Below are 26,199 nucleotides of genomic sequence, written 5' to 3' on the forward strand. Positions count from 1 at the left end.
TTTTGCTTATAACTCATCCGGCGGTGGTGGTGGCGGAGGTTTCAGTGGCGGAGCCGGAACATTTGTATATCAGGTGCCTGGAGGAGGGGGCTCATTTAATGTCGGCATCCGGAAAGATAACAAAGATGGTAACTCTTATGGACAGACAGGCCATGGCCGCGTAGTTATTAGTTGGAAAACTCCTTAGTTTATCCCTTTAAACGCCTGAAATATTGCACACTCTTATTTTGTTTATATCCACTAATGGCTATAGTCCGTCTGACCATGCGAACCCAAATAATCCTTTAACACCGATAGGTAAGCTAAGTGAGACAGCGTTCTGGGAGATTATTGACCAGTCAATGGAGGTCGTCAGAGCTTCAGCGATCAGGTTAGCTTGCTTGTAAAGAAAATAACCGAATTGAGTGAGGAGCAAATAGTTGAATATGAGTATATATTTAGAGAAGTGCTGGCTGGGTCAGAACTAGTCAGTTTTAATGTTACTCAACAGAAGTGACTTGATATGCAGTTTTCCCGTAAGGATGGGCGGAGCCCAATATGCAACTTTATCTGCAGGGTCTTTTGGAGTAAAAGCAGCTGGATAATTCGCTTCATCGTCGAGCTGAAAGATAAACAAGAAATCCCGGTCTTCGACTTCGGTTTTTCGCAATATCATATCGTTATCGCTTATAATCTCTTTGCTTTTTCCTGTGAATAATAGATTTTTGGCATTGTACGAATCAAATAACAGCTTCCAGGTTGTAGAGCATTAGCCCGCCATCGCTATGGTTTACCAAAATGCTGTTATTGGGCAACAATTGAACATCCGACACTTCGCCCTCGTAGTCTTCAATTTGTCCAGCTTCTATAGCTAAAGCATCGTCAAAATTAAATGGGACAATCTTACATCCTTCCAATAGTAATTCGCCGAAGCAAGTCATTGTAGTGCGCTTAATCAGCAATAGTCTTCCAAAACGTGTGATCGCCAGCAAAGTATCATCGTTCAAGTATAAGACCTTGTAATTAAGGCTATCCTCGTTTTCAGCAGGATATTCGTCCCGGCCTTCAAAAAGCTGCTCCTGGGAAATTTCAGCGATTAGCTTACCCAGGGGAAATGACCATACTTTAATGCCTTCATTGTAATGCGGTGCCGTGGCAAACTCTTTTCCTGATGGGGAGAATGCACCAAAAATCTGGTCGTTACAATCAGTCAATTCAGTTACGTGCAATTGTTCATTAGAACATTGAATGCTAAACAGGCGGGTATCGTCCTGACCGGCAGCCAGACCAAGAAAGACGGTATCTGGTGATGGGGTGGCATGAAAAGAGTAATTATATTCCTGGTGGCCATCGAGCTTATACTTGTGTAAAACCTGGAAAGTGCGGGTATCCACTAAAAGCAGCCAATCGCTTTCGGACAATGGTGCAACAAATAGGACGCTGTTACCCTGAAAGTAGCAACCTGTACCCAGAAAGGAATGCCATACCTCATGCAGAAATGTAAAAAGCAATTCTCCCTCTATTGAAAAGAGACGCACCGTATTGATATCAGCTATGCTATAAAGTTGGGCGTCTTCCCTAACCGTTAAAGTTGGATATATGTAGTCGCGTGTATGCAAATCTACCTCCCTTTTCCAAAGTGCATCCAGGGTGTAATTGACTGCAACGATCTGTTGACTGTCCTGAAATGTTATCACGATCAGATTATCTCCCACTATAAGGGCCTCTTTAACTTTCTTATCAGTGGAAAAAGTTCTTGCTATTGGCAGATGAAATTGTTGAAAGGACTGCGTCATAAGACTATTTTTGAATCAGAATAAAAGAACAGCCGGCTTTATGTTTTGTTGACGGCATCGTCTTTAAGCGTTTTAAAAACTCCCATTTGTTCAATAAACTTAGTCCAAAACCGCTCAGCTATATCTTTGGGGAAACTCTTCCTTCTCTTGCCTATTATGACTGATTGTGAATGTACATTGTACCTCGTCAATGGAAGAAGGAAATCACACCATTTCAAGTTTATAACCCCCATATAAGACAATTCTAATTCACTTCATAAGAACCCATAAACAACATTCCAGCGATTATCCGGACGATTCCAACCTTTAGATTTACGGTGAAACAATCGACGGATTTCTGTGAAAGGGCGATTGCTTACATCCGTTTTTTAAAAAAATAGGTAGATTGCACCCTGATATCCAATTATAAGTCTGAATGAAAGTATCTGAAGTAGATGCGATAATTTTTGCCCGGTTAAAAAACGGGGATAAAGATGCTTATCTTGCTATTTACAACAGATATCATTCCCCGGTGTATTATTTTATTCTTAAATATGTTAAGATTCCGGATCTGGCAGAGGATATATTGCATGATACATTTCTTAAACTTTGGGAGGTCAGGACAAAGATCCGGCCTGAAATAGCAGGTATTGGCTACCTCTATCGTATAAGTCGTAATCTGGTATTCAAAATGATGAAAAGAATTTCGACGGACGGAGAATTGAGGAAACATGTGATAGAAGCCATCAGCGACTTAGCTGTTCAGATTACCGGCGACCAGGTGGAATGGAAAGAATATTCCGGTCTCCTGGAAGACGCAATATCCCTGCTTCCTCCTCAGCGCCAGAGAGTTTTTAAACTGTGCAGGCTGGAGGGAAAAACGTATGAGGAGACTGCGAAACTTCTGGGTCTCTCAAAAAATACGGTTAAAGAACATATGGTATTAGCTGTAAAATTCATTAAGGAGTATTTTTACAAGAATGCTGATATCATTTTAGGCCTTCTTCTCTTAGGTATAAAGAATAAATAAATATTTTTTTCTTCAGCGATCCACCCTGTTTTACGAAATACGGATATAGTATTTCAGTATGGAACAGGAAACCCGCTTTGAACTTCTTTTGAATAAGTATCTGGCGAATCAATGCAGTGCTGAGGAAGCCGACGAGTTATTTAATTATATAGGACAGGATAAGTCAACCAGGCTGTTGGTAAGGGAAATGGCTGCAGAATTCAGAAAGGCTCTGGATATTCCTCATGAGCTGCCTGATGATGTCAGTCGCAGGGTATCAGAAAGGTTAAAGAAAGAGATATCCGGGCCGGAAATTCGTATTGACAGAAAATCGCGGCTGATTAAGTGGCGCGTAGCGGCAAGTATAGCATTTCTTCTTTTATCCGGAAGCCTTTACCTGATATATCATACAAAAACTAATCCCGGACAGTCTGAAGTTTCGGTTACCCGCACAAACGATATCAGGCCGGGAGGAAACAGGGCGATATTAACCCTTGCTAACGGGTCGAAAATAAACCTTAGTGATCGTCAGAACGGAACTATTGCCAGCCAGGGAAGTTTGTCAATACTTAAATCGGCCCGTGGTCGGATCATTTACCAACTACAGGAGACGCCGGGAAACGGGGCTGGCAGCATACATGGATACAACACCATTGAAACTCCAAAAGGAGGTCAGTATCAGGTGGTGTTGCCGGACGGGAGCAGTGTGTGGCTAAATGCAGCTTCATCTCTTCGCTATCCTGCGGCGTTTACAGGCGATAAACGTGTGGTAGAGTTAGATGGAGAGGCTTATTTTGAGGTCTCTGCCAGGGGACGAAAGGAAGGTGCCGCCAAAATTCCTTTTATTGTGAAGAGTAAAGGGCAGGAGATTGAAGTTTTGGGGACGCATTTTAATGTATCGGCCTATAAAGATGAGGAGAGAACCTCTACCACTTTATTAGAGGGAGCAGTGAGGGTTAAAAATGAGAAAAACAGCGTAGTAATTAAACCGGGGCAGAAGGTCATATTTAATTGGAATAACAACCGGTTGGATGTAAAGAGTGCCGATACAGAAGAGGCTATCGCCTGGAAGAACGGATACTTTATGTTTACAAATGAGAATATTGAAAGTGTGATGCAAAAGATAGCGCGGTGGTATGATGTTGAAATTGAGTACCGCTCGGATGTTTCCGGAAAGAAGCTTTGGGGATCCATTTCAAGGTTTGAAAACGTTTCCCAGGTATTGAAAATGCTTGAGATGACTAAAATTGTTCACTTTAAAATAGAAGGAAGGAGGGTAATTGTCATGACATAGTTTTATCTTTTTCAGACTATGCTTTCCCTTTGGGGATTTTCTGATGAAGGTAAAAATACCAGGAGCGGTTGCAACGCCCCTGGTATAAGCCTGAATTCAGACTGTAAGGTTAATAAATTAATAATCTGTCCAACTATAAACTCATAACCTAATTTCAAATGTATGAAATTTCTTCTTTCGGAACAGGAGTCCGGTATGGAAACCTGTTTCGTAAAATTTTACTGATTATGAAACTTGTTGTTGTTTTGATGGTCGTATCCTTTCTTCAGGTTAGTGCTGCCGGTTATGGCCAAAAAATAACGTTAAACCACAAGAAAGCTTCCCTTGAACAAGTATTGCGCGAAATAAGAAAGCAGACGGGATTCTTTATTTTATGTGATGGTGAGATTCTTGAGAAAGCAAAGCCACTTAATGTGAAATTTGAAAATACCGAAATTGAAAAGGTGTTGTCCATTTGCCTGCAGGATCAGCCTTTTGATTATGCTATTGATAATAAGACGGTCATTATAAGCTGGAAAAGTGGCGCGGGGAAAGAATCCGGCGAAGCTTCAGCAAGCAGGATAACCACGATAAAAGGGCGGGTTACAGACCAGCGCGGTGAGCCCTTGCCGGGTGTAAGCGTCAAAATTAAAGGGGAGCCAACAGGGGTCGTAACAGATATACAAGGAACCTTCAGTATTAATGTCCAGTCAGATAACCAGGTACTGGTATTTACTTATGTCGGTTTTGCCCCCCGGGAAGTTCCGGTGAAAGGTAAAAGTACTATTGAAATTTCTTTAAAGGAGCAGGTTACTTCACTTAACGAGATAGTTGTAGTAGGGTATGGCACTCAGAAAAAAAGTGATGTAAACGCAGCGATTGTTTCGGTAAAGCCGGAGCAGATCGACAGGACTGCCCAGCCCGCTATTGATCAGATGCTGCAGGGGCAGGCCGCCGGACTAACGGTTTTTAATAGTTCACAGCCCGGAGGCGGTGTTTCTCTTTTTATAAGGGGGCAAACTTCTACGGGCGCCGGGAACGGGCCTCTCGTAGTGATTGATGGTTTCCCTGTCATCTACGATGCTGTTGAACCGGGTAGCGGAAACAAATACAACATGGGAGGCCGCGGTGCACTGAACGATATCAATCCTAATGATATTGCTTCTATCGAAATATTGAAGGATGCTTCAGCTACTGCAATTTATGGGGCAAGAGCAAGTAACGGCGTTATTTTGATTACCACCAAGAGGGCAAAAGCCGGGGTTAGTGTTGATTATAGCTTTAACACTTCTTATCAAAGTATTGCTAAAAAGCCGGAATTGCTAAATGCCAGAGAGTATATGACCGAGCAGAATAACTATTTGTATGAGTTATATCTTTTGCAGAACAACCTGCCTCCTTATGGTAACAAAAATCCTTCTGACGTTCCTCCTTTTGTCGCAAGAAACACAGAACAGGCAATTGCCGCTGCGGGGACCGGCACCAACTGGTATGACCTGATTACGCAAACCGGGAATATCAATCAGCACAATCTTTCAATCAGCCAGGGCAATGACAACATTAAAGCATTGTTTTCCTTTAATTATTTTAATCAGAAAGGAGTTGTAAAAGAATCCGGACTCGAGAGATATTCGTTCAGACTTAACCTCGATCAGAAAATTACAAAATGGTGGGATTATGGTATTTCTGCCACTTATGCTTTTACAAAAGCAAAAAACTCGCAGTTGGGTGGCGGCAGGGACGCGGATGCCGGGATCATCGAAACCGCTTTAAATTATAGTCCTCTGATAAAAGCTGAAAGAGATCCTTTGACCAATAAGTGGATTGAGGACCCCAATCAGCCCTTACTGGGAAACCCGCTCTCCTTTCTCGATATCAGAGACGAGACCGAGCCAAGAAGACTGCTGGGAAGTATTTTCTCTAATGTCTATCTTACAAAAGATCTGTGGGTCAAACTTAATATGGGGGCCGACATAAGGAATAGTTTGAGACAGGGCTACTTTCCCAAGACCACCAGGTATGGAAGCCAGGTGAACGGGGAAGCAATTATAAACAGAGCCGAGCGGAATGATTATGTATTGGAGGGTACACTGAACTACAGGAAAGATTTTGGTACGGTGCACAATATCCAGGCCGTTGCCGGTTATTCTTATCAGAATTATAATGGCAGAGGTTCAGGTACAAGGGCACAGAATTTTTCTTCTGACCTGCTTGGATGGGACGCATTGCAGGCTGGATCCCAGCGGCCCAGCGTTAGCTCTTATCGTGACAGGCATGTTCTCGCTTCTTATTTTTCAAGAATCCAGTATAGCTATAGCAACAAGTATTTACTTACCTTCTCCGGAAGAGTAGATGGGAGTGACAGGTTTGGTGCAAATAACCGGTATGCATTCTTCCCGTCAGGGGCATTTGCCTGGAGGGTAATAGAAGAGCCCTTTATGAAGGGAAAAAAACCTGTGTCAGACCTTAAGTTGCGGCTTAGTGTGGGTAAGGTAGGAAACGAAAATATTCCCAATGATGCAGCCTCAGAATACTTCGGCTTTAATAACGTAAACTATTATTTCAATGGTAATCTAAATACCGGCGTGAGTTTAACAAAGCTGGGAAATCCAAACCTCAAGTGGGAGAGTACAACAGAATACAACCTGGGGATTGATTTTGGTTTCTTTAACAATCGTCTTGCAGGAAGCGCAGATGTATATTACAAGCAGGTAGATGATTTACTCAGTAACAGATCATTGCCTCAAAGCTCGGTAGTTGGATCTATTCCCTGGAATGTGGGAACTACGCAGGGAAAGGGGCTTGAAATAACAATTAATTCTATCAATATTGTGAAGCCTTTCAGATGGAGTTCTGCTTTAACTTATACTTCTTACCAGGACAGATGGAAGAAACGGGACCCGAAGGTTATGCTGCAGCCATATCAGGGAGAGACTGACGAGCTGACTTCCGTTTTTACGCTCATTCCTGATGGTATTAAACAACCCGGGGAGAGTACCCCGGCAATGCCAGGGCTGCTGCCCGGTCAGCAAAAGTATAAGGATATAAGGGGGCTTGATGCCGAAGGTAATTTAACAGGGGTTCCTGACGGAAAAATTAACCAGGCTGACGTACAATTGCTCGGTACTACTGCTCCTGATTTCTCATTGGGCCTGAACAATACGTTCGAGTATAAAGGGTTTGATCTTAATTTCTTTTTCTATGGCTCTTTTGGCGGTTTGAAGTGGCCTAGTACCCGTATGGAACATAGTGTGTATGGCAGTTACGGAACCCAGCGGTTTAAAGATAACTTTAATTTTCTGAAAGAGGTTCAGGACCGGTGGACTTCTTCCAATACCGATACAGAGATGCCCGGCGGAGAAGTGAACAGCTTTGATGCTTATGGAGCACCTTATTGGGAAAAATCAAGTTACCTGAGGCTTAAAACCATTACGCTTGGTTATAATCTGGCCAGAACTCTCATCAGGAGTAAGTTCCTGAGATCTTCAAGATTATATGTCGGTGCTCAAAATCTGTTTACAATTACCGACTATAAAGGACTTGATCCTGAAACCGAATATGACCGGGCGTCATATCCTCAGCAACGTACCTTCTCTCTTGGGTTAGATCTTAAATTTTAAATGAGAAAAGAAATGAAGAATTTATATATGTATCTCCTTTTAGTGTTGACGAGCGTTCTGCTTGCATGCGAAAAGGATTTGAACCCTGAATTATCCGGGTCTATAAACACTGAAAATTTTTACAAAACGGGTCAGGATTTTAATGCTGCCACCACTGCAATCTATCATGAATTGCGGTTAGGTGGCTGGGCTCCCTACTTATTTTCCGACGGCAGCTCCTTGGTTATGGATGAAGTTGCAACGGGAGAATGGACCACAAAATGGGGATGGACGAACTTTCTGAATGGTAACTGGGTAATTGGCGAAGCAATGTCCGCCGGATTTTACGGATGGTTGAACCCCGCGGTAACGAGATGTACTTATACTCTGGCAAAGATGGAACAATCCTCCCTGGCACCAGAAATAAAGAAAGGGTATATAGCACAGGTAAGAGCGTTAAGGGCTTTCTTTGTGTACGACCTCACACGTCTGTATGGTCCGCTTCCTCTTATTACTGAAGGGGAGAGGGCGTTAAACCCGGATCCGGACTATAAACCGGCACGGCCTTCCCAGGGTGAAGTGGATCAGTTCATTAAAACAGAGTTGAGATCTGCAGCCGATGACCTTCCGGTAGAGCAGGCAGAATATGGAAGAGTGACGAAGGGGGCAGCTTTGCACTATCTCCTTAAATTCTATATGTATAAAAAAGACTGGCAGAACGCCCTTCAGGTAGCCAATGAAATTATCGGGTTAAATTATTACCGCCTTGAACCTAATTACAGGGATATCTTTTCCGCCCAGAACGAAAAAAACAGGGAGTTGATCTTTGTCGTCGTTGGCGAACCACGTGAGGAATACGGTAATCATACATACGTAAATATTATCCCCGGAGATTATCCGTCTCCTTCAGGAAATTCGCTCGACGGATGGAACGGACACCGTATGCCCTGGGCATTCTATGATACTTTTGATCCTCAGGATAAGAGAAGGCAATCTCTAATTGTTCAGTATACGAGCCGCTCAGGAAGTCAGATTAATCTCAGGACTTCAGGTGATATTGGTGCTCTGCCTCTGAAATATCCTATAGACCCACAGGCGTTTGGTATATGGTCGGGAAATGACAAGGTGCTGGACCGTTATGCAGAAGTCATCTTGTTTAAAGCAGAAATATTGAATGAGCTCAACGGACCTACCCAGGAAAGTATAAATCTGATAAATGATGTAAGGAGACGGTGTTTTGATAATTACAATGGTTCGTCTCATGAGCTTAAATTATCATCTTTCGCAAACAAGGAGGCTTTGAGAGACCGCATCCTGCAGGAAAGGGGATGGGAGTTTTGGTATGAGGGCAAACGTCGCGATGACCTGATCCGTATGGGGAAATATCTGGAAACAGGAAGGCAAAATGCCACCAGCTTCAGTGAGAAGAATCTTTTATTTCCCATTCCTCAATGGGCTCTTATTGAAAACTATAATTTAACACAAAACCCCGGCTATTGAGCCATTGGCCGGCGACCGGACTGGTTGCCGGCTATTTTGACCTGATTACAGAAGAACAAGAAAATGAAACATCTTAGAAATGAAACCATCAACGCAGTAAAGGCTTGCATGTCTTTAATCGTTATAACCTTAATTACGTTGTCTACTGTTGCTTGTAAGAAAGAGGATGGAGGTGATCCTGCACCCGTTGTTGTTGACTCGACAAAGCTTCTTTATCCGATTGCGTATTCAAGTCTCAGTGCCCGGGACCCCTTTATTCTCGCAGATGAAGAAACAAAAACCTATTATCTGCACGTGAATAATAAGCCTTCCTTTAAAGTATACAGCAGCAAAGATATGGTGAACTGGAGAGATGAAGGCTCATCTTTTAATGCTGCGTCAACATTCTGGGGAAAGGAAGATTTCTGGGCTCCCGATCTGTATAAATACCAAGGGAAGTACTATATGTTTGCAACATTCAGCGGCACCGGCAGCAAGCGGGGGACTTCTATTCTTGTTGCGGACAGCCCGCTGGGTCCTTTCCAGCCTCTGGTTAATAATGCAGTCACTCCATCATCCTGGATGTGCCTTGACGGGAGTTTATATGTCGACGGACAGAATCAACCCTGGATCGTTTTCTGTCACGAATGGCTGGAGGTAACAGACGGGCAGGTTGCAGCACAGAAGTTATCATCTGATCTTAAAACTACTATCGGCGATCCTGTAGTGCTTTTTAAGGCAAGTGACGCGCCCTGGACCGGGACGATATCCTCTCAGGGAGTAACCGGTTATGTAACGGATGCTCCTTTTCTTTATAAAGCAAAAAACGGAGAGCTTTTAATGTTATGGTCAAGCTATACAAAAGCGGGGAAGTATGCAATCGGTCTTGCCAGATCGGAAAGCGGAACTATCGCTGGTCCGTGGACGCAGGATGATCAGCCATTAAATGATGATGATGGCGGGCACGCTATGATTTTTACCGATTTTAAGGGTGTTTTGAGGATTTCTTATCATGCGCCTAATACAGGTGCACATCCCGTGATTTATCAATTAAGTGAGAACAACGGAAAATTAAGTATTGTGAAATGAGATACGATGTCAGTCTATTACTATTTTTTACCATGGGACTCATCTCAATTGCGGAATGCTCTGTAGCCAGGGACAGCACGCAAATAATAACAGAAACGAAGTCAAATGCACTGGTATTCCGGGTGGGGGAAGACAGAAAGCTATATCAGAGCTATCTGGGCGGAAAGCTGGCTAATCGGGAGGAATATCAAAAAATCGGAAGGAGGCGGAATCAGGTTTATATTCCTGCGGGAACGGATAATTTATTTGAGCCGGCAATCCGGCTGGTCCACAATGATGGGAACCCCTCGCTTGAGTTGGAGTATGCTGACGCCACCAGCAACAGGAATGGAGATATCATATCAACAAGTATCCGGTTAAAAGACCCGCGTTATCCGGTAGAGGTTTTACTTCATATAGAGGGGTATTATAACGAGGACGTTTTTCGCTACTGGACGGAAATAAGACATCAGGAGAAGAAACCTATTCCTCTCAGTAATTTTGCTTCCTGTATGCTGCATTTCGATGCTCCGCACTATTGGCTTACACAGTTTCATGGTGACTGGGCGTCGGAAATGAAAATGAAAGAAAGTGAATTGACCAGCGGTATTAAGATTATTGACAGTAAACTTGGAACCCGGACGCAGATGTATCAGACGCCGGTGTTCTTCCTTTCCTTAAATAAACCTGCCACCGAGAACTCAGGAGAGCTGATAGCCGGAACATTAGAATGGACCGGTAATTTTCAGTTTGCTTTTGAAGTTGATGAGTTAAATTCATTACGGGTTATTGCAGGTATGAATCCTTATGCATCAGAATACTGGTTAAAGCCGGGAGAGAATTTTGTTACCCCGGCTTTCACTTTCGCATATAGTAATGCCGGTAAAGGTAATGCCAGCAGAAAGATTCATGACTGGGCAAGGAATTTTGGAGTTCTCGACGGAACAAAACCCCGTATGACCTTACTGAATAACTGGGAAGCCACGTTCTTTGATTTTGATGAACAAAAGCTTTCTCAATTATTCTCTTTTGCCTCCGAGCTGGGAACAGATCTTTTCCTGCTTGACGATGGTTGGTTCGGGAATAAATATCCGCGAGATAATGACCGGCAGGGATTGGGCGACTGGCAGGAGAATATAACAAAGTTGCCGCATGGTCTGGGGCATCTTGTGAAGGATGCGGGGAGCAAGGGTGTGAAGTTCGGAATCTGGCTTGAACCCGAGATGGTCAATCCGAAAAGTGAACTCTACAAAAAGCACCCCGACTGGATATTGAAAGTACCAAACAGGGAGGAACATTATTACAGGAACCAGTTGGTTTTAGACCTTGTTAATCCTGAGGTACAGGATTTCATTTATGATCTTGTGGATGGATTGCTCACTAAATATCCGGGTATCGCATATATAAAGTGGGATTGCAACAGGATGATGACCAATACATATTCTCCATATTTAAAAAATAAGCAGACGCATGTTTATATTGAATATGTCAGGAGTTTATATAAAGTGTTTGACAGGATCAGGGCGAAGTATCCCCATCTCCCGATGATGCTTTGTTCAGGAGGGGGAGGGAGAACTGACTACGGAGCGCTGAAATATTTCACTGAGTTCTGGCCGAGTGATAATACCGACGGTTTAGAACGTGTTTATATGCAATGGGGATATTCGTATTTCTTTCCGTCATTAGCGCTTTCAAGTCACGTTACATCCTGGGGCAAGCAATCACTAAAATTCCGGACGGACGTCGCCATGATGGGCAGGTTGGGCTATGACATAGACGTTAGTCATCTAAGCAGTGCCGATATCCGCTTTAGTCAGGAGGCCATTAAAAATTACAAGCGTTTGAGCAGTATAATCTGGCAGGGTGACCTTTACAGGTTAGTGTCTCCGTATGAAGAAAACAGGGCGGTACTGATGTACGTATCTAAAGATAAAAGTCAGTCGGTGGTATTTTCCTATAATCTTAATACAAGGTATGCCGAAACCTTTAACAAGGTTGCTTTGGAAGGGTTGGATCCGCGGAAAAACTACAAAGTAGAGGAAATTAATCTTTTGCCTGATGCAAAATCGGCCTATCCTGACAACGGGAAAACATACTCCGGGGATTACCTGATGAAAAATGGGCTTGAGCTATCGTTAAATAGTGCACTCACAAGTGCTGTGTTCGAGATAACAGAGATTTAAATGATCTTAAAGGCATTCGCGTTATTTTATTGCGAATGCCTTTGGCTTTAAAGCGGTTGAATATCTTTCCTGGTAGGGTGGTTGCCATAGTTTTTGGCCTCTCTAACAACTAGTCATTCTTTAGACATGTCCGATGAACGGAATTATGATTAAGCAAGGCAGTTATTTCGCAGAATATGAGATGTGTATTGGCAATGTAAATAAGCGCTTAAGGGAAGAAAGAGCTAAAGACAGAAAATCAGACCGGAAAAGCGCAGGCCTGATTATAAACCGGGAACTTGGTCTTTCTGAGCCAGAATCATGAATCCTGGGGTAATTCTCCTGATTAGGTTGGACTGTGGTGGATAGGAAAGCTCAACAGGTGACAAAACAGCACGTTAATATTTCGAACCATCCATTTAATAGCTCAAATGCGAATCCCTGAAACTTTAGTGACTTCTTTCCGCAACTTTTCCAACGCTTCATCCATACCAACCTCAATAGATTCCCTTAAAGGGCCATCAGCTTTTCCATCAATAAGAAAGTATTGAAGCCCCGAATTAGGGGAAGTAATATATATCAATCGTTGCGGAGAGCTTAGTTTGTTAAAAACGTATACCTTGAAGTGAAAGTTACCCTTTACCGGTATGCGGTTTGTTACCCTTCCTGTTTCAATATCTGTAAGTTCTGCTATGGTATCGATAGTGATCGTAGATTGAAGGATACGGATTTGCCTCAAATCCCCTTTGCGCCTTATCCAACTTTGTATGTTTGTCCCCTGAACGGTTCGATTCCTATAGTTAAACTTCGAAAGCGGTGGGGTGAGAAATTGCCTGAAGATCTTTACTCTGTCACTCATTGAAACGCCATGTTCTGTATGCATTTCATTTAGATCCCGCAGGTAAACCGATCTGAAGTCATAAAGCGAATCAGGCCGGAACGAACTTGAAAGTATCAGCAAGGAGCAGATTGCAAATACCCGATATTTTAAATTTCCTTTTAGCAATAGTATTGTCTGTTTGTTATCTGAAAATATTCATTTCCATGCGATTTACACATAGTCAAAATTAATAAACTTATCGAACACCGATGACTTTTACAACGTGATGGTTCGATTAAATCTCAACTTTGGTGAATGATTTCACAGGCAGTTGTGTGATCACGATCATTTTTCTACCGGACTGATAGTTTTTATTATTGTATTACCAAAATCAATTACCATATATGTCTGAGAGTGGTAGTAAAAATCCGGGACCGCGGCAATCAGGTCAATACGATAAAATTTTGCGCGAAAACCTTGAAGTAACCCTTCCTGTTTTTATCAAAGAAGTTTTGGGTATTGAAGTGGCAGAGAGTGAAGAGTTGCCCGATGATATCCAGCACACCAAAGAGCGAAAGCCCGACGCCCTTAAGAAGATTACTACTGTCAGCGGCGAAACCTTCCTGCTTCATATAGAGTTCCAGGTAGAAGACGAGGGTGAGATGGTATTCCGAATGGTAGAATATTACATTATGCTCATGCGCAGGTACCACCTTCCGGTGCGGCAATATGTGATCTTTCTTCGCGACAAGAAGCCTTTGATGGCAAAATATCTCCATACAGAAAGGCTTAAATTCAGTTATGACCTTTTGGAGATTTCTTCGATGAATTACAGGCTGTTTTTGAATGCCGCAAACCCTGAAGTGAAGATGCTGGCCATCCTGGCAGACTTTGCCAACAACGATAGTTATTCGGTTGTTAAAGAGATCGTGGAAGATATCAGAGGAGGCGAAGAGAGTGATTTTGCAGAAAGCAGATATTTCAAACAATTACGTATCTTTGTACAGTTACGTCGCAGCATAGAGCCACAATTTGAGCGAGTTATGGAAGCAGTAAGCAAATTCTTTAAAGAAGAGAGAGACTTTCTTTTTCGTAGAGGTGAAAGCAAAGGCATGGAAAAAGGCTTAGAAAAGAAATCATATGAGGTAGTAGCCAATCTTATCCGCGAATTTCATTTTTCCGATGAGCAGGCAGCCAAAGCAGCAGGTACCTCTGTAGAGTTTGCCAGAGAAGTACGAGCTTCATTGGACAAAGCCTAAAACCTGTGCAAACAGTAAGTCAGTTTTTCAGGGAAGAGAAAGATTTTCTCTTCAAAAGGGGCGAGGCAAAAGGTGCTGAAAAAGAGCGGGTCATGGCCGAGGTATAATCCGAAATTAACAATGTCAAATTTCGGAAAATAAGAATGTACAAAATCAGACCCTAAAAGTGCAAGCCAAATTATAAACCGGGAACTTGATCTTTCTGAACCAGAATCATGAACCCTGGGGCAATTCTCCTGATTAGGTTGAACTCTCTATAATAATATTACCTTTGACTCTACACAACCTTATAAATAGAGGAAGGACTCTACGAACAACTTATAACAAAACTGCTCGCCGATAGGAAAGAAAACTTCGCCTGTATAAAAGCTTTTTCACAACTATTAACTCCATTGATGTTACCCAGAAGGTGCTCGAACAGTTCACCACGCCCTGAAGACAGAAACCACCCAGGAAGGAATTGAAGCATACCTCACCGTTCCCGATGAGAACAAGAAGTTCGTGAGGAATGAGATTCAGGTATAACCATCAATTGCGCGCGTATCCGAACAAGCCTGCATTAAGCGTCAATTACATTTTTATTGACAAAGTAAGTAGCAAGGTCAACGGAGGAAAATTGATGATAGCCTGCCTGCCGTAAGAGTGTAACCAGTTGCCCGCGATGATACGTTGAATGATTAACGACATGGGCAAATGTTTGATAGTAAGGCATCTGTCCAGTATTGCCATTCGGATAGATAAAACTAACTGATCGCATAAGATCCTCTTCCGGATGGCTTTTAATATAAGCTTCCAAATCATTGGAGGCTGCCTTCCAGATGTCCGTTAATTCATTTTTAGTACCCGTAAAAGTTGCCGAAAGGTACACCGGATCTGCTGATTTAGTCCAAAAATCAACCCAGATCTTTTCAGCGCTGGCTATGTGCACAGCGGTTTGTTTGATACTGCAAAAGCTGCTGACATTGACCTGTTCCCATTGCTCAACAGTGATCTGGCTTAGCCAGTCCATTACCTTTTGATCTGCCCAGCTATTGTAAGCTGCCAGATCAGTAAAATATTGTTTCAACATGGCTTATTTGCTTAGGCCTGCGCTAAAGTGGCAAGAAGTTCGGGTAAAGTGGTGATGCCCCAGTGTTCAAGATATTTGCCATCTTTCACCCTTACCATGTCGATCACCTCAATGCTGACTTTCTTTCCCGTCGCGGGAACACCTAACAACGTTCCTGTTTGCGTACCGCTAATCACTTTGCGGGTAGTCACCATATCGCCTTCCGCTACCTGTTCATGTATGGTCACTTTTATGTCGGGCATGGCCGGGCGTAAAATCTCATTAAAGAACCAGATCATACCCTTCGGCCCGTTATCCATACCAGCCGGGGCCGACCGGTTAACAAACTTGCTGTCCATAAGTGCGTTGAAGCTGTCGATATTTCCCTGTTCGATCACCTCTTTATTAAAGCGACGCACAACTGCTTTATTGTTTTCTATCATGGTTTCCATTGTTATTGTTGTTTTGATGATACAAAGGTACCAACCGGCTGTGGGTACAGGTTAGGGCCTAACGTTCAGTTGTTATGGCATAACGTTCAACTGTTGTATTTGGTAATCGCTTGGGGTGGTACCGAAATGGTTACGGAAAGCCTCCGAAAAGCTGGAATGATTTTGATAGCCAACCTTCAGATAAATGCCCGAAGGGCTTTCACCTGCAGATCTAAGCAGTTCCGCAGCCATTTCAAGCTTCCTGGTAAGCATCCATTTTTGAGGGGTGGTATGATAGATCTCCCTGAACCGTCTTTTAAAGGTGGAGGTGCTCATATGGCAAAGGAACGCCAGTTCACCAACCGTGATCAACTGACCGATGTGGCTTTCCACTACTTTTTTTATCTGCAGTTGTTCCTTATCTTTCGTAATGATCTGAATAGCCCGGAACCGCCCGGCGTCTGAATGCAAAAGATATAAAAGCAGCTCTTCGAGTTTGATCAGCCTTACCGCAGCCGGTAACTGGCTTTCCCCATTCATCAAGGCCTGAATGGAGTCGATAAAATGCTTGATCAAGCTATCCTGCTTAAAGATAAGGAAGGGCTGTTTACCGCTTAAAGGGATCACCGATTGCAGCAAATGGTCATATTTAATCAGGAAGCGGTTAAATATCTCGTTGCTGAAGTAAAATAAGATACTGCTGAAATGCTGCCCACCTGTTAAAAGCTCTGATGTAAGCACGTTTCCGGTTGACAGCACCACCAGTTCGCCGGCATTCACCACAGCCGTGGCATCCGGGTAAACAACCGTCTTTGTACCACTGACCAACAGGTTGATCATATTTTGATTTAAAACGATTCTGTTCTTAACGGAATCCTGATCGGAGGTATAGCAACGGATCACTACCTCATCTGCACCAGTGGGAGAACCATCTAAAATATCATCAGGTAAATAAAACGTATTCATAAAGCCACCGCCTTTTCATAACGTTCCCGCGAAGCTTTGATCCCGGGCATGTTGGTATTGGCACAGTTGTAAAGATGCATATTTTTAAAGTCACAGAGAGCATTTTCTGAGATATACCGTCGATCATTTATCGCCAACGCGGTTCAAAATATCTTTCACCGGGCAATTATCACGTTGATTCTCACAATTTCTTGAAATTTCTTTTTTGATATCTGCCTCATTTTTAGTAACAGTTACTTGCGGATAAGTGTCTGACTTGTCGCGGTCATGGATTCGGGGAGTGATGGTTTGGTGATCAAAGCCTGGTCAACCATTTATGGGTGCAACCAGATCGATTCCTTATTGCTTAGTGAGATCACCTTGCGTCTTCCGGACTATCCAATTTACAGCAATGATAGTTATTCTGTTCACCTAATATCTCAGTCACCCTGGCAAGATTAGGCTTTAATGTTTCTTTGTTCATTTTAACAGGAAAGGCTCCCCGATTAAGAAGTGAATTGTTGCCGGCAATCGATTCAGTTATCTCATAGAGATTATTACGACAAAGGAGCGAGAACAACGGTGGAACTGTTTTCCGATAGGGTCGAATAATGTCAAAATCCAACTTGCCCTCTCCTGAATTTTCTTATGATGGAATGTTTACTGTTACGCTGAGGCGACGGCAGTCGCCAGGGAAAACTGTGGGAGAAACTGTGGCAGAAACTGTGGGAGAAACTTCAGCAAAGATACTGGCAGTATTGGAGGAAAATCCATATATAACACGAACGCAACTATCCGAGTTTACCGGCTTATCAGTGCGTGGGGTTGATATATAATACTCCCACGTAATTCATTATTATTGTCTAATTAATAGGGTCGGATATAATAATATGGAAATGATCTTTTCTCTTACTCTTTTTGTGCTTTTGGTATATCCATTTATCACCCTCGAAGTAATCCGACGGAATAGGAGCAAACCAATAATGTGCGAGAGGATTTTAAAATTTTGTATAAGCACCACAGCGATTATCGTCCTGGCGCTGGCGCTGGATATTTCTACTACTTCTGAACTGGTGGACTGGATACTGGCCTCTTCTATATATTTTACGTGTTGTATTCTTATATGGACGGCGATTTACGACAGGAATGGCTTGCTTAAAGGTATTGGAATCCTATGCTCTGTTGTGGTGTTCGGCTTAGCCCTTTTAAGCTGCACTATAGGGATTCTCGGGCTTGGGTTGATAATGGGAGAGGTAATTCCCGATAACCGCATCAGTTTGCAGGATGGGATTATAGTTAAAGAATATTACAACGGCAACGCTATTTCCGATTCGCGGGCAACGACTATAGAGGTTTTTCAAACAATTCCCTGGTTGCCCGTTGTTGAATGGCGTAAAGTGAAGAAGAGATACGAATGGCTGGAGTTAAAGGATAACGTTCAGGCTGATTTTGATGCTTCTAAACAGATCCTTACTTTGAAGGGCATTGAAACAACACCAGGTACAAAGCAATATAAACACTGGCAAGACATAATCATTTTCTAAATACAAGTCATTTCTTGCTATTTGCCATAGTATTAGCGGCGTTGATGGCTATCCTGAAAAGCCTATATCAATCAGCAGGCCGCCGGTAGAAAAATAGTAAAGCAAGTAAACACTGTCAGGATTCAGACCTATTTGATACCGGTAGGCAATTCGTCGGGGAAGAACAAAGGGACAGCACGAAGCAGAAATATGGTACATCATGTTAGTAATATTCTCTAGTTTTAATTGCTTCAGTTTGGGGACAAATCTTTAGTCGATTTGGGTATGAATGCTAAGCGATCCTCCGAGCCGGTAGTTTCGCTCCGGTTGGCTCCTGATTGGCTTCGGAGTTCAAACGCTTTTGAAACGCTTTCGAGACGCTCTTGCGACGCTTTCGATTCGGAATTTTGGCGACGCCTCGGCGTCGGGTGAGCGACGCTGTAGCGTTACAGATCAGAGTCCAGTCAGGAGCCTATCAGGAGCCAGTGTGCAGCCTTATGTAGTTTGCATGAGAAAGAAAAATATCAGAGCCACAATTGCGTGGCTCTTTTTATGGAGAAATAACTACGTTCAATATGATATCTACCATCAGAAAAATACCCCCAGCAATCTCGGTATAAGAATAACAAACAGAGATATCAGACAACAGACAATGCCGATAAGATACTTTGTCCTTTTTTCAAGCTTGTAAAATAACGGGGAGATTGTGCTAATCATGACCGCTCCAAAATATAGAATCGCGGTAATTTTATTTCCAGATACGAAAGCATTGAATACATCGTCGTTTTCAATCATCCTTCTTAATGCTTTTTCGTCATAATATCCCCTTTGAAGTAATAGTAATATGGATAAAGGTCCTGCCATAGGCATGAACATAAAGAAGCATAGTTGTAAAAAACAGATACACCATGAAACGATATATGTAATTTTCATATCCTTATTTATAAGTTATCAATCTGGACAATCTTTACTTAATGTACTTAAAGAGGCGCGTCCTTCTATTACAGCTTTTACATTACTCCAATTAGGACGGAGGACCTGCATCTCTTTAATTGACGCATTTCCACCATTCGAATTTGTGAAATTTTCAATCATCATTTGAAAAGAACTCCATAATTGATCTCCAATTGAAAACGGCGCTGCACCATCCGCTACAGATATAGCCTCAGCGAAGGATTGAAAAGCAGCGGCATCCCAACTTGTTAGCCTGTCAACGCCCCTTGTATAAAAAGTATAAGAACCATCGACATTTGCAGTGAGCCCAAAGTCCCGATGACCACTCACCGGATGTTGTCCATATTTAGGATCAAAAATAGTTAAACATGTCCATTTGTCGCTTTGGTAATCACTTACTATAACAGAACTATTGTCAGGCCCTGCCATATCAATGGCAATTACTGCTCCAAGCGGATTTTGAGAATTCCATAAGGCAGATAGTTTATACCTCTTGTTGGAAAGAGAATCGCAGTTTTGCGAGGTCTGACCAGGTGTTTTTATAGCAGTAGATAGAAGAATTAGGATTATCTGAAGATACTTTTTCACGCGATTAAATTAATCAATTTTATAGATGATCAAGTAACCTCAACTTAGTTCATATACTGCTTGTTATCAGTGTTAATACCTTCCACTTCAACATAAGATCTCATATATTTGCATTAAAGTAAACTTACGGAGTTTGAGCTTACTAATAGAATGTGTACTATTGTTCTCAAGGAACCTTAAAGAATAAACATGACCAGGAACCAATGATTCATTCAGCATTACGAGCTATCAAAAAGGCACTTAGTGCCAAAACGCTGGCCGTTCACTTTCTTATAGTATTCATAACAGCCTTGGCAATATGTTCGCTCTTATATGTCTTTGTAATACCAGTGTTATACTGGATGTCTTTCGGAGAAGGAGCAGAGTCAGAACGAATAGAAAGCTTGCCTGTAAATATTTTCATTGGTAACTGGGGGGCATTGATTGTGGTCTTACTTGCCTGCGTAACAGGAACCTACTTGCAATTAAACAGAAACTTGTACAGTCAGGCCAAATCGTTCTTACTGACAGGGATATTACTTATTGTAATATATTTATTCCGGTTTCAGATTGGCGATGTGGTAATTAGCATTTTTCAGACCTTCTGATCTTGAGAGTAGATTTTATTGAAAAGGACATTGATCCTGGCTTCCCCTTCCCGTTAAAGGTACACAGCAGGTATAACAGAGACCAGATTCTGGCAGCATTAGGGCTCCATCAGTTTGAAAAAGCGAGCTCAAACAGGGAAGGAGTAGCATATAACAAATAAGTAAACGCCGAAGCCCTCTTCGTTACCCTCAAGAAGACAGAAAAAGAATACTCTCCGACTACGCTGTACGAAGATTACGCTATTAACGAAAGCCTGTTTCACTGGCAGAGCCAGAACCGCGCATCAGCAGAAAATCCATCTGGAAAAGCCTATATCAATCATCAGACTACAGGCAGGAAGGTTTTGCTCTTTGTAAGAGAGCAGAATGACGACGAATATGGATTTACTATGTCTTACGTTTTCCTGGAAGAGGCAAATTTTAAAAGCTATACCGGAGCCAAGCCTATGAATATAGAATGGCAGTTAGCTGAGCCTATCATTCTCCGCGTTTTGCGGGAAAAGTACTATAGCCGCATCCGCAATGAATGATAAACTGAAACCGCAAACGGATCCAATGGTCTATAGAATGGTGGGATTGAGTCGATTGCGACATGGGAGAAAACGTCTCCGGCTAAGAATACAGAATGTCCTTATACTTATCCAGGCCGCATGCATTGTCCGGTTGCGGAAAAATATTTACAAAAAGCATATTTACTTTGGGGGTAATATGCCTAGTTAGGGTACATACAGTATAGCCTTAGAAGCCAAAGGGGAGCTAAGGAATAAAAAGAACAAATTGTAATGAAAGCCTTTCAAATAATTAAATTAAAAAGTACTATATGAATCACCTGCCTTTTAAAGTACCCCCATCATATTTGGCTATGAACCTTAATTCATTTTGCGGTTTAAGTAGAATTAAAAAAGCAAAGGATACAGGAATGAGAAAAAGAATGGCGATGTGGTCACTTGTGCTAATGCGTATTTTGCTACCAAGGTTCTGAAGATTGATACTATACCAATGGCAAAGAAAACTGAGGTAAGGTTTATGCTTTATAATACAGGTCACCGGATCCTAACAGTAAACGATATAGTTTCAGACTGCCAGTGTACTAAACCTGAGTGTGAAATAAGAGATATTCTACCCGGAGACTCCTCAACCGTAAAAGTTAATATATTACCTACTTTGGCCGGGCCGATAATGCAAAAAATAACGGTATATTCGAATGCCTGCAACAGTCCTGAAATACTGATTATCAGAGCTGTTGTAATATAATAGAACGATAGAACAATATAACAATATGCAATCTTATAATGAATCACTTCAGCCTTTTTTGAAGAGACGTAAATCTTTTTGCCTCCTTTTCCTTGTTGCTTTTACCATAGTGTACTCCGTTAAGCCTGGAAAGTGTCAGAGTCGATTAACATCAGGCTCTGACGAAGAGTTCAATAAGATTTATTTCAATGCTATCGTTCCAGTCGTATCATGCCAGATAATAAATGCCCCCGGGCCGACTCCGGAAGATTTAACAATATCATACACTATCGTAACGCCGTTCCCGGAATTCCATTCGGATAGAACTGTCCATGTGGATCGCAATGGCCGTTTTTCTATCGAACTGGAATATTCATTTCCATACCAGCAGATCTGGCTTACTATCGACAAGTATTTCTATTCCGCAATACTGGCAAACAAAGGTTTGTCTATCACCTTTGATCTTACAAAATTGAAGCGCAAGCCAGTGGAGTTTTCTGGCGAAGGAGTGTCATATCGGGGGCCTGACGCTGCGTTAAATGAATGGCTGGGCCGGTCGATGCTGTATACCGCAAATGAAATGGATAAAGTTCCTGAAGATCTGCCGCTGGACTCTTTGTATAAGATAAAGGGAAGAATCGATCATGCTTTTGCAACAGAAAACCCATCGGGGTTTGAATGGTTGTCAGAAAACGAACGGATGTCCAACTATTACAGTAGACTGCTTCACGCCGCTTATATTTCCGGCAAACAGCCGATATTATGGGATGCAATTAAAGCACACAAGCCTTATCTGATATCAAATAATGGAATGACGTTCGTCAGATCGTTATACAGCTATTATGTAAACGTTGCGTCTAAACTCAATTTGAACAATTACAGTGTCAGGAAAGAGGTGAGGGAACTGGATAGCCTTTTTGGAGAACCTCTGGCAAATCTTCTAAAATTGCAAATCTTCCGTGATGATCCTAAAGACAACGCGCTGATATTAAAAGATCTTATCGCTGAAACCCAAACACAATGGGTCAGAGAAGTTTTAAAGAAGCGGTACGAAACCGCATGTAAGCATTTGAGGGAAGTCGATAGCATTCTGAAAGATGCCAAACCTTTAGCCGGCAATTTACTGGTAGGAGAACATCCGGAGTCGCTTTCCTTTGGAGCGCAGCTTTCTATACTACCGGACATGGAAGCAAAGGATTTTCTCGCGAAGCTTAAACGCGCCTACCCGGGAAAAACTATAATCCTGGATCTTTGGGCAACATGGTGCAAGCCGTGTATCTCGCAAATGGCCTACAGTAAAGAACTGTACAGATTATCATCGGACCTTCCTGTTCAGTTCGTCTATTTATGCAGCAATAAGGATTCAGATATAAGCAAGTGGAAAAACAAAATTGCTGAATTCCGGCAGCCAGGAATTCACTTCTTTACCGGGCACAAACTGGTGGAAGAGCTAATGGCGATGGTAAATACAGCCAGCTTTCCTACTTACATCTGCCTGGCTCCTTCAGGAAAGATTGTGCCAAACGCAATCAAGTCAATGTCTGCAACTAATATAGACGATATAAAGCGCCTGGTTAATGCAGATGAAATATAAATTGAGCCTTTAATATGCTGGCTCTTTTTAATTGGCTCTTAGCTTTAGTCAGTTTTAAGTTAAAGTCGCTTTACTTTTCCATTAACTCCCTTCAGATATGAGCTGGTCAAAATATCCACTTCAGGCCTCCCATGGAATTTTCTTCTGAGGAACGTTTACTGTTACGCCAGGACAACTACAGTCATCATAAAATGAGAGAAATTCAAGAAAGATACTGGCAGCTTTGCAGGGAAAACCCTATATAACCCGACTACAACTATCCAGGTTTACCGGTCTATCAGTGCATGGGTTTGAGCATCAGGAACTGAAGAAGCACATGAACTTCCGGGTGATTTTTATTACAAAAGGATTCAATCATCTCTTCAATACATTGAATAATATTCTCCAACCTACGAATAATAACAACAAAGAGACTGTTATATCAAACGTGACAATAAAAGCTTTTTCTGAAAAACTTTCAGGAGCTATCGCCTCATGAATAGCGAAAGGTAGCATATTAAAAACACTCGGAGGAGTTAGTACCATCCATAGAAAGAGGCTTGCCACTATTAAAGCTAAGATAAAAGCCCATACTTTTATCTTAGAATCATTCATCTTCGATACTACCCGAACCTTCATAAACTCTGCTACCGCCGAATTATTCTAAAAGCTAACCCCCACTTGTTCAATGAACTTAGTCCAAAGCCGCTCAGCTATATATTTGGGAGTGAGCTCTTCATTGATCCGGTCAAGGCTTCTTCAATTTCGTTATCAAGAAGCCCTCCTGCAACGATCTCACTGTCCACCCATATTTCTAAACCGCTATTTCGTTTAATAACGGCCAAATGAGTGTGAAGCCGTTCGATAACGTCTTCATCAGAGTGGCTATAGGAAATAAATGCTCTGGACATACTACTTATATTTTGCAATAATATCCATATTTTTTCTTTCTTTTTACTAAAATAATTAGCTATATTTACTTCGTCAGAAACAACAAAACCTTGCAAAAATGATCAATCTCCCATCCAACTGGTCCGTTCTCGAAGCCTACGACGACGAAGAAACCGGAGAACAAGGATACATGTACGTAAACAGCCCCGAAACCCATTACGTCATTATCGAATACAGCTCCGTCTTCGATTACCCTTACGGGATAAGCTTCGTGCAGGTAAAAGGTCGCGCAGCGATGATAGGCATTGAAAGCGGCGCCTACACAGCACATGCAACAACAAAAGAAGAAGCATTTGCCCGGGCCAGAGAAATGATGCAATTCGTAGACGGGAAGCTCAGTCAGATTGAAATGGCGGCTTATCTCGATTAATCACAATACCGCGTTTCACTTATAACATTTTCCGGTGAAACCAGTTATAATTGTACATTGCAGATGTATATTCAAGGGAGATCCGAAGATACAACATGTTCCATATCTTGAGCCAAAACACTAAACCTGAAATGTTTGTGCTGAAGTAACTTCGTACGCACGGATTCAGGTATAGGTTCACATAAATGATTTGCAGAAAAGGCTGGAATTGTAGCCTAACTATCCTCAAAGTTTTGGTCATTCACACAATAACTATTACCTTCAAAACAAAATTTTGAGCAGTCTCGAATGCGAATATGATGGATTTTTCCAAAATTAAGGTTGGTAACACTTATGACAGGCCACAACTGGCAAAACTGTGGGGTTATCAGAGCCATCAAGCTTTCAGTAGGGGAGTGTTCACTCCTGTCAATACCAATCGCATTATTCTTTTCGTTACGAAAGAAAAGCCCGCCACATCAACTCAATATAACGATTATATTATCGACCACTTTCTTTATTGGGATGGAGAAGAAAAAGGCGGCAATAACAACCGGATCATCAACGCACATCAGAATGGTGAAGAAATTCACTTATTCTATAGATACAGGCATCATCAGCCGTTTATCTATATGGGAATCGTTCAGTACATCGATCATGAACCCTTTAGCCATAAACCGTTTGAATTTATCTTTAAGATCCTGGATAGTGAACATAAAGACAAAACTGGAGCCGAAGAACCACAGTTGCCTTATACCGAGAGGAACACAGAGAAAAGAAATTTAGTATTGAGCCGCATTGGACAAGGTAAGTTCCGTATGAGTCTTTTCGATCTCTGGGACGGCTGTGCAGTGACCGGAATAAAGATACCAGAGATTTTGAGGGCCTCACACATTAAGCCTTGGAAGAGTTCTACCAATTACGAGAGATTAGATCCGTTTAATGGTTTACTACTAAGTCCGACGATTGATTTATTATTTGATCACGGATTCGTTTCCTTTAAGGACGACGGAGCCATCCTCTTATCAAAAAGAATAAAAGAACAGTCGGCATTGCTTAACATAACAGAAGGAGGTACCAGCTTGACTAAGATTTATGAAAGCAACATTCCATATCTCGATTATCACAGAAGGCAGGTCTTTCTAAAGTAGGAGGACTTGAATAAACGAGCAAATCTCAAAGGTCTATTCCCAATCTTTTCATCCAGTCCTCCTCGGCAAAGTGATCTGAAATCAAACCCGAATCATAAATGAAACACAATACGACTCATGGTTCTTACGATGCCGTTTTATTTCATCCCCGGCAGAAGAGAAAATGGCAACGAATCCCCCAGCATGACCAGCATAAATGCTACATTTTGCAACGGGACCGAGGAATTGTACGCACGTCGCCAGTAATATTATTTTCGCGGGAAACTTAACCGCTTTAAAATCCATGGGAATACACCAACAATCCGATGATCAAACTTTATCATCAAAACACGGGTCAACATCGGCCCAAGCACGTTTGTCAATCTAAGGTCCCACCGGATAACATAGAGATTCATTTACTCATTCATTATTTGTTAAATATTTCTTTAATTTGTTTTACCCAA

22 protein-coding genes and 2 pseudogenes are annotated in these 26,199 nt (G+C 42.1%); 16 read left to right on the forward strand and 8 right to left on the reverse strand.

Annotation, left to right across the window (positions count from 1 at the left end; genetic code table 11):
* On the forward strand, positions 1-187 hold a 187-nt coding region (locus DDR33_RS25810; protein ID WP_202913720.1), incomplete at its 5' end, for a hypothetical protein.
* A 532-nt stretch (positions 188-719) separates the two neighbouring features.
* Here DDR33_RS25810 and DDR33_RS11395 read toward each other — a convergent pair.
* Entirely contained in the window at positions 720-1,775 is a 1,056-nt protein-coding gene (locus DDR33_RS11395; RefSeq protein ID WP_109415910.1) for a WD40 repeat domain-containing protein, read from the reverse strand.
* A 415-nt stretch (positions 1,776-2,190) separates the two neighbouring features.
* On the opposite strand from DDR33_RS11395, the gene DDR33_RS11405 reads away from it, so the two are divergent.
* The 6 genes from DDR33_RS11405 to DDR33_RS11430 all read left to right on the forward strand — a co-directional run bounded on the left by DDR33_RS11405 (position 2,191) and on the right by DDR33_RS11430 (position 12,365).
* Positions 2,191-2,784, forward strand: coding sequence for an RNA polymerase sigma factor (locus tag DDR33_RS11405; RefSeq protein ID WP_109415912.1), 594 nt, complete (start codon positions 2,191-2,193; stop codon positions 2,782-2,784).
* Between the two features lie 58 nt (positions 2,785-2,842).
* A complete protein-coding gene (locus tag DDR33_RS11410; RefSeq protein WP_109415913.1) occupies positions 2,843-4,057 on the forward strand; it encodes a FecR family protein in 1,215 nt (404 codons plus the stop codon).
* 227 nt (positions 4,058-4,284) lie between these two features.
* A complete protein-coding gene (locus tag DDR33_RS11415) occupies positions 4,285-7,656 on the forward strand; it encodes a SusC/RagA family TonB-linked outer membrane protein (protein ID WP_158280716.1) in 3,372 nt (1,123 codons plus the stop codon).
* A 12-nt stretch (positions 7,657-7,668) separates the two neighbouring features.
* A complete protein-coding gene (locus tag DDR33_RS11420) occupies positions 7,669-9,135 on the forward strand; it encodes a RagB/SusD family nutrient uptake outer membrane protein (protein ID WP_109415979.1) in 1,467 nt (488 codons plus the stop codon).
* Between the two features lie 63 nt (positions 9,136-9,198).
* A complete protein-coding gene (locus DDR33_RS11425; RefSeq protein WP_109415915.1) occupies positions 9,199-10,203 on the forward strand; it encodes a glycoside hydrolase family 43 protein in 1,005 nt (334 codons plus the stop codon).
* Between the two features lie 32 nt (positions 10,204-10,235).
* Positions 10,236-12,365: an alpha-galactosidase gene (locus tag DDR33_RS11430; protein WP_202913721.1), complete on the forward strand. Its 2,130-nt coding sequence runs from the start codon at positions 10,236-10,238 to the stop codon at positions 12,363-12,365.
* Between the two features lie 406 nt (positions 12,366-12,771).
* On the opposite strand, the gene DDR33_RS11435 is transcribed toward DDR33_RS11430, so the two are convergent.
* Positions 12,772-13,203, reverse strand: a complete 432-nt coding sequence (locus DDR33_RS11435) for a hypothetical protein (RefSeq protein ID WP_146198750.1) — start codon at positions 13,201-13,203, stop codon at positions 12,772-12,774.
* A gap of 365 nt (positions 13,204-13,568) precedes the next feature.
* On the opposite strand from DDR33_RS11435, the gene DDR33_RS11440 reads away from it, so the two are divergent.
* The gene (locus DDR33_RS11440; protein WP_109415918.1) at positions 13,569-14,423 is read left to right on the forward strand and encodes an RpnC/YadD family protein; all 855 of its coding nucleotides are present in this window, start codon (positions 13,569-13,571) and stop codon (positions 14,421-14,423) included.
* 559 nt (positions 14,424-14,982) lie between these two features.
* On the opposite strand, the gene DDR33_RS11445 is transcribed toward DDR33_RS11440, so the two are convergent.
* The 3 genes from DDR33_RS11445 to DDR33_RS11455 form a co-directional block, all read right to left on the reverse strand.
* Positions 14,983-15,492: a DinB family protein gene (locus DDR33_RS11445; RefSeq protein ID WP_109415919.1), complete on the reverse strand. Its 510-nt coding sequence runs from the start codon at positions 15,490-15,492 to the stop codon at positions 14,983-14,985.
* Between the two features lie 11 nt (positions 15,493-15,503).
* Entirely contained in the window at positions 15,504-15,923 is a 420-nt protein-coding gene (locus DDR33_RS11450; RefSeq protein ID WP_202913722.1) for an ester cyclase, read from the reverse strand.
* A 72-nt stretch (positions 15,924-15,995) separates the two neighbouring features.
* A complete protein-coding gene (locus DDR33_RS11455) occupies positions 15,996-16,868 on the reverse strand; it encodes a helix-turn-helix domain-containing protein (protein ID WP_109415920.1) in 873 nt (290 codons plus the stop codon).
* 635 nt (positions 16,869-17,503) lie between these two features.
* On the opposite strand from DDR33_RS11455, the gene DDR33_RS26970 reads away from it, so the two are divergent.
* On the forward strand, positions 17,504-17,683 hold the full coding sequence (locus DDR33_RS26970) for a winged helix-turn-helix domain-containing protein (protein WP_394341112.1): 180 nt from the start codon (positions 17,504-17,506) through the stop codon (positions 17,681-17,683).
* A gap of 147 nt (positions 17,684-17,830) precedes the next feature.
* Positions 17,831-18,391, forward strand: a complete 561-nt coding sequence (locus DDR33_RS11465) for a hypothetical protein (protein WP_238387768.1) — start codon at positions 17,831-17,833, stop codon at positions 18,389-18,391.
* A gap of 930 nt (positions 18,392-19,321) precedes the next feature.
* Here the strand turns inward: DDR33_RS11465 and DDR33_RS11475 are convergent.
* Both DDR33_RS11475 and DDR33_RS25815 read right to left on the reverse strand, forming a co-directional pair.
* Positions 19,322-19,912: a hypothetical protein gene (locus DDR33_RS11475; RefSeq protein WP_109415924.1), complete on the reverse strand. Its 591-nt coding sequence runs from the start codon at positions 19,910-19,912 to the stop codon at positions 19,322-19,324.
* 262 nt (positions 19,913-20,174) lie between these two features.
* Positions 20,175-20,315, reverse strand: a complete 141-nt coding sequence (locus tag DDR33_RS25815) for a hypothetical protein (protein ID WP_158280718.1) — start codon at positions 20,313-20,315, stop codon at positions 20,175-20,177.
* A 369-nt stretch (positions 20,316-20,684) separates the two neighbouring features.
* On the opposite strand from DDR33_RS25815, the pseudogene DDR33_RS25820 reads away from it, so the two are divergent.
* From DDR33_RS25820 to DDR33_RS26975, 4 genes and pseudogenes are all read left to right on the forward strand, one after another.
* Positions 20,685-21,029 (forward strand): annotated as a pseudogene (locus tag DDR33_RS25820) (DUF3427 domain-containing protein); the annotation flags it as partial.
* A 409-nt stretch (positions 21,030-21,438) separates the two neighbouring features.
* On the forward strand, positions 21,439-21,753 hold the full coding sequence (locus DDR33_RS11495) for a DUF1573 domain-containing protein (protein WP_262509937.1): 315 nt from the start codon (positions 21,439-21,441) through the stop codon (positions 21,751-21,753).
* A gap of 313 nt (positions 21,754-22,066) precedes the next feature.
* Positions 22,067-23,326, forward strand: a complete 1,260-nt coding sequence (locus tag DDR33_RS11500) for a TlpA family protein disulfide reductase (protein ID WP_158280719.1) — start codon at positions 22,067-22,069, stop codon at positions 23,324-23,326.
* Positions 23,327-23,534: 208 nt separating this feature from the next.
* Positions 23,535-23,804, forward strand: a pseudogene (locus DDR33_RS26975) (hypothetical protein); the annotation flags it as partial.
* Between the two features lie 214 nt (positions 23,805-24,018).
* Here DDR33_RS26975 and DDR33_RS11510 read toward each other — a convergent pair.
* Positions 24,019-24,216, reverse strand: coding sequence for a toll/interleukin-1 receptor domain-containing protein (locus tag DDR33_RS11510; protein ID WP_146198751.1), 198 nt, complete (start codon positions 24,214-24,216; stop codon positions 24,019-24,021).
* 98 nt (positions 24,217-24,314) lie between these two features.
* Between DDR33_RS11510 and DDR33_RS11515 the strand changes: the two genes are divergently transcribed.
* A complete protein-coding gene (locus DDR33_RS11515) occupies positions 24,315-24,626 on the forward strand; it encodes a hypothetical protein (protein WP_109415932.1) in 312 nt (103 codons plus the stop codon).
* 296 nt (positions 24,627-24,922) lie between these two features.
* Positions 24,923-25,756: an HNH endonuclease gene (locus tag DDR33_RS11520; protein WP_109415933.1), complete on the forward strand. Its 834-nt coding sequence runs from the start codon at positions 24,923-24,925 to the stop codon at positions 25,754-25,756.
* Positions 25,757-26,199 lie beyond the last annotated feature (443 nt).

Source organism: Pararcticibacter amylolyticus (assembly GCF_003130405.1).
GTDB classification, from domain to species: domain Bacteria; phylum Bacteroidota; class Bacteroidia; order Sphingobacteriales; family Sphingobacteriaceae; genus Arcticibacter; species Arcticibacter amylolyticus.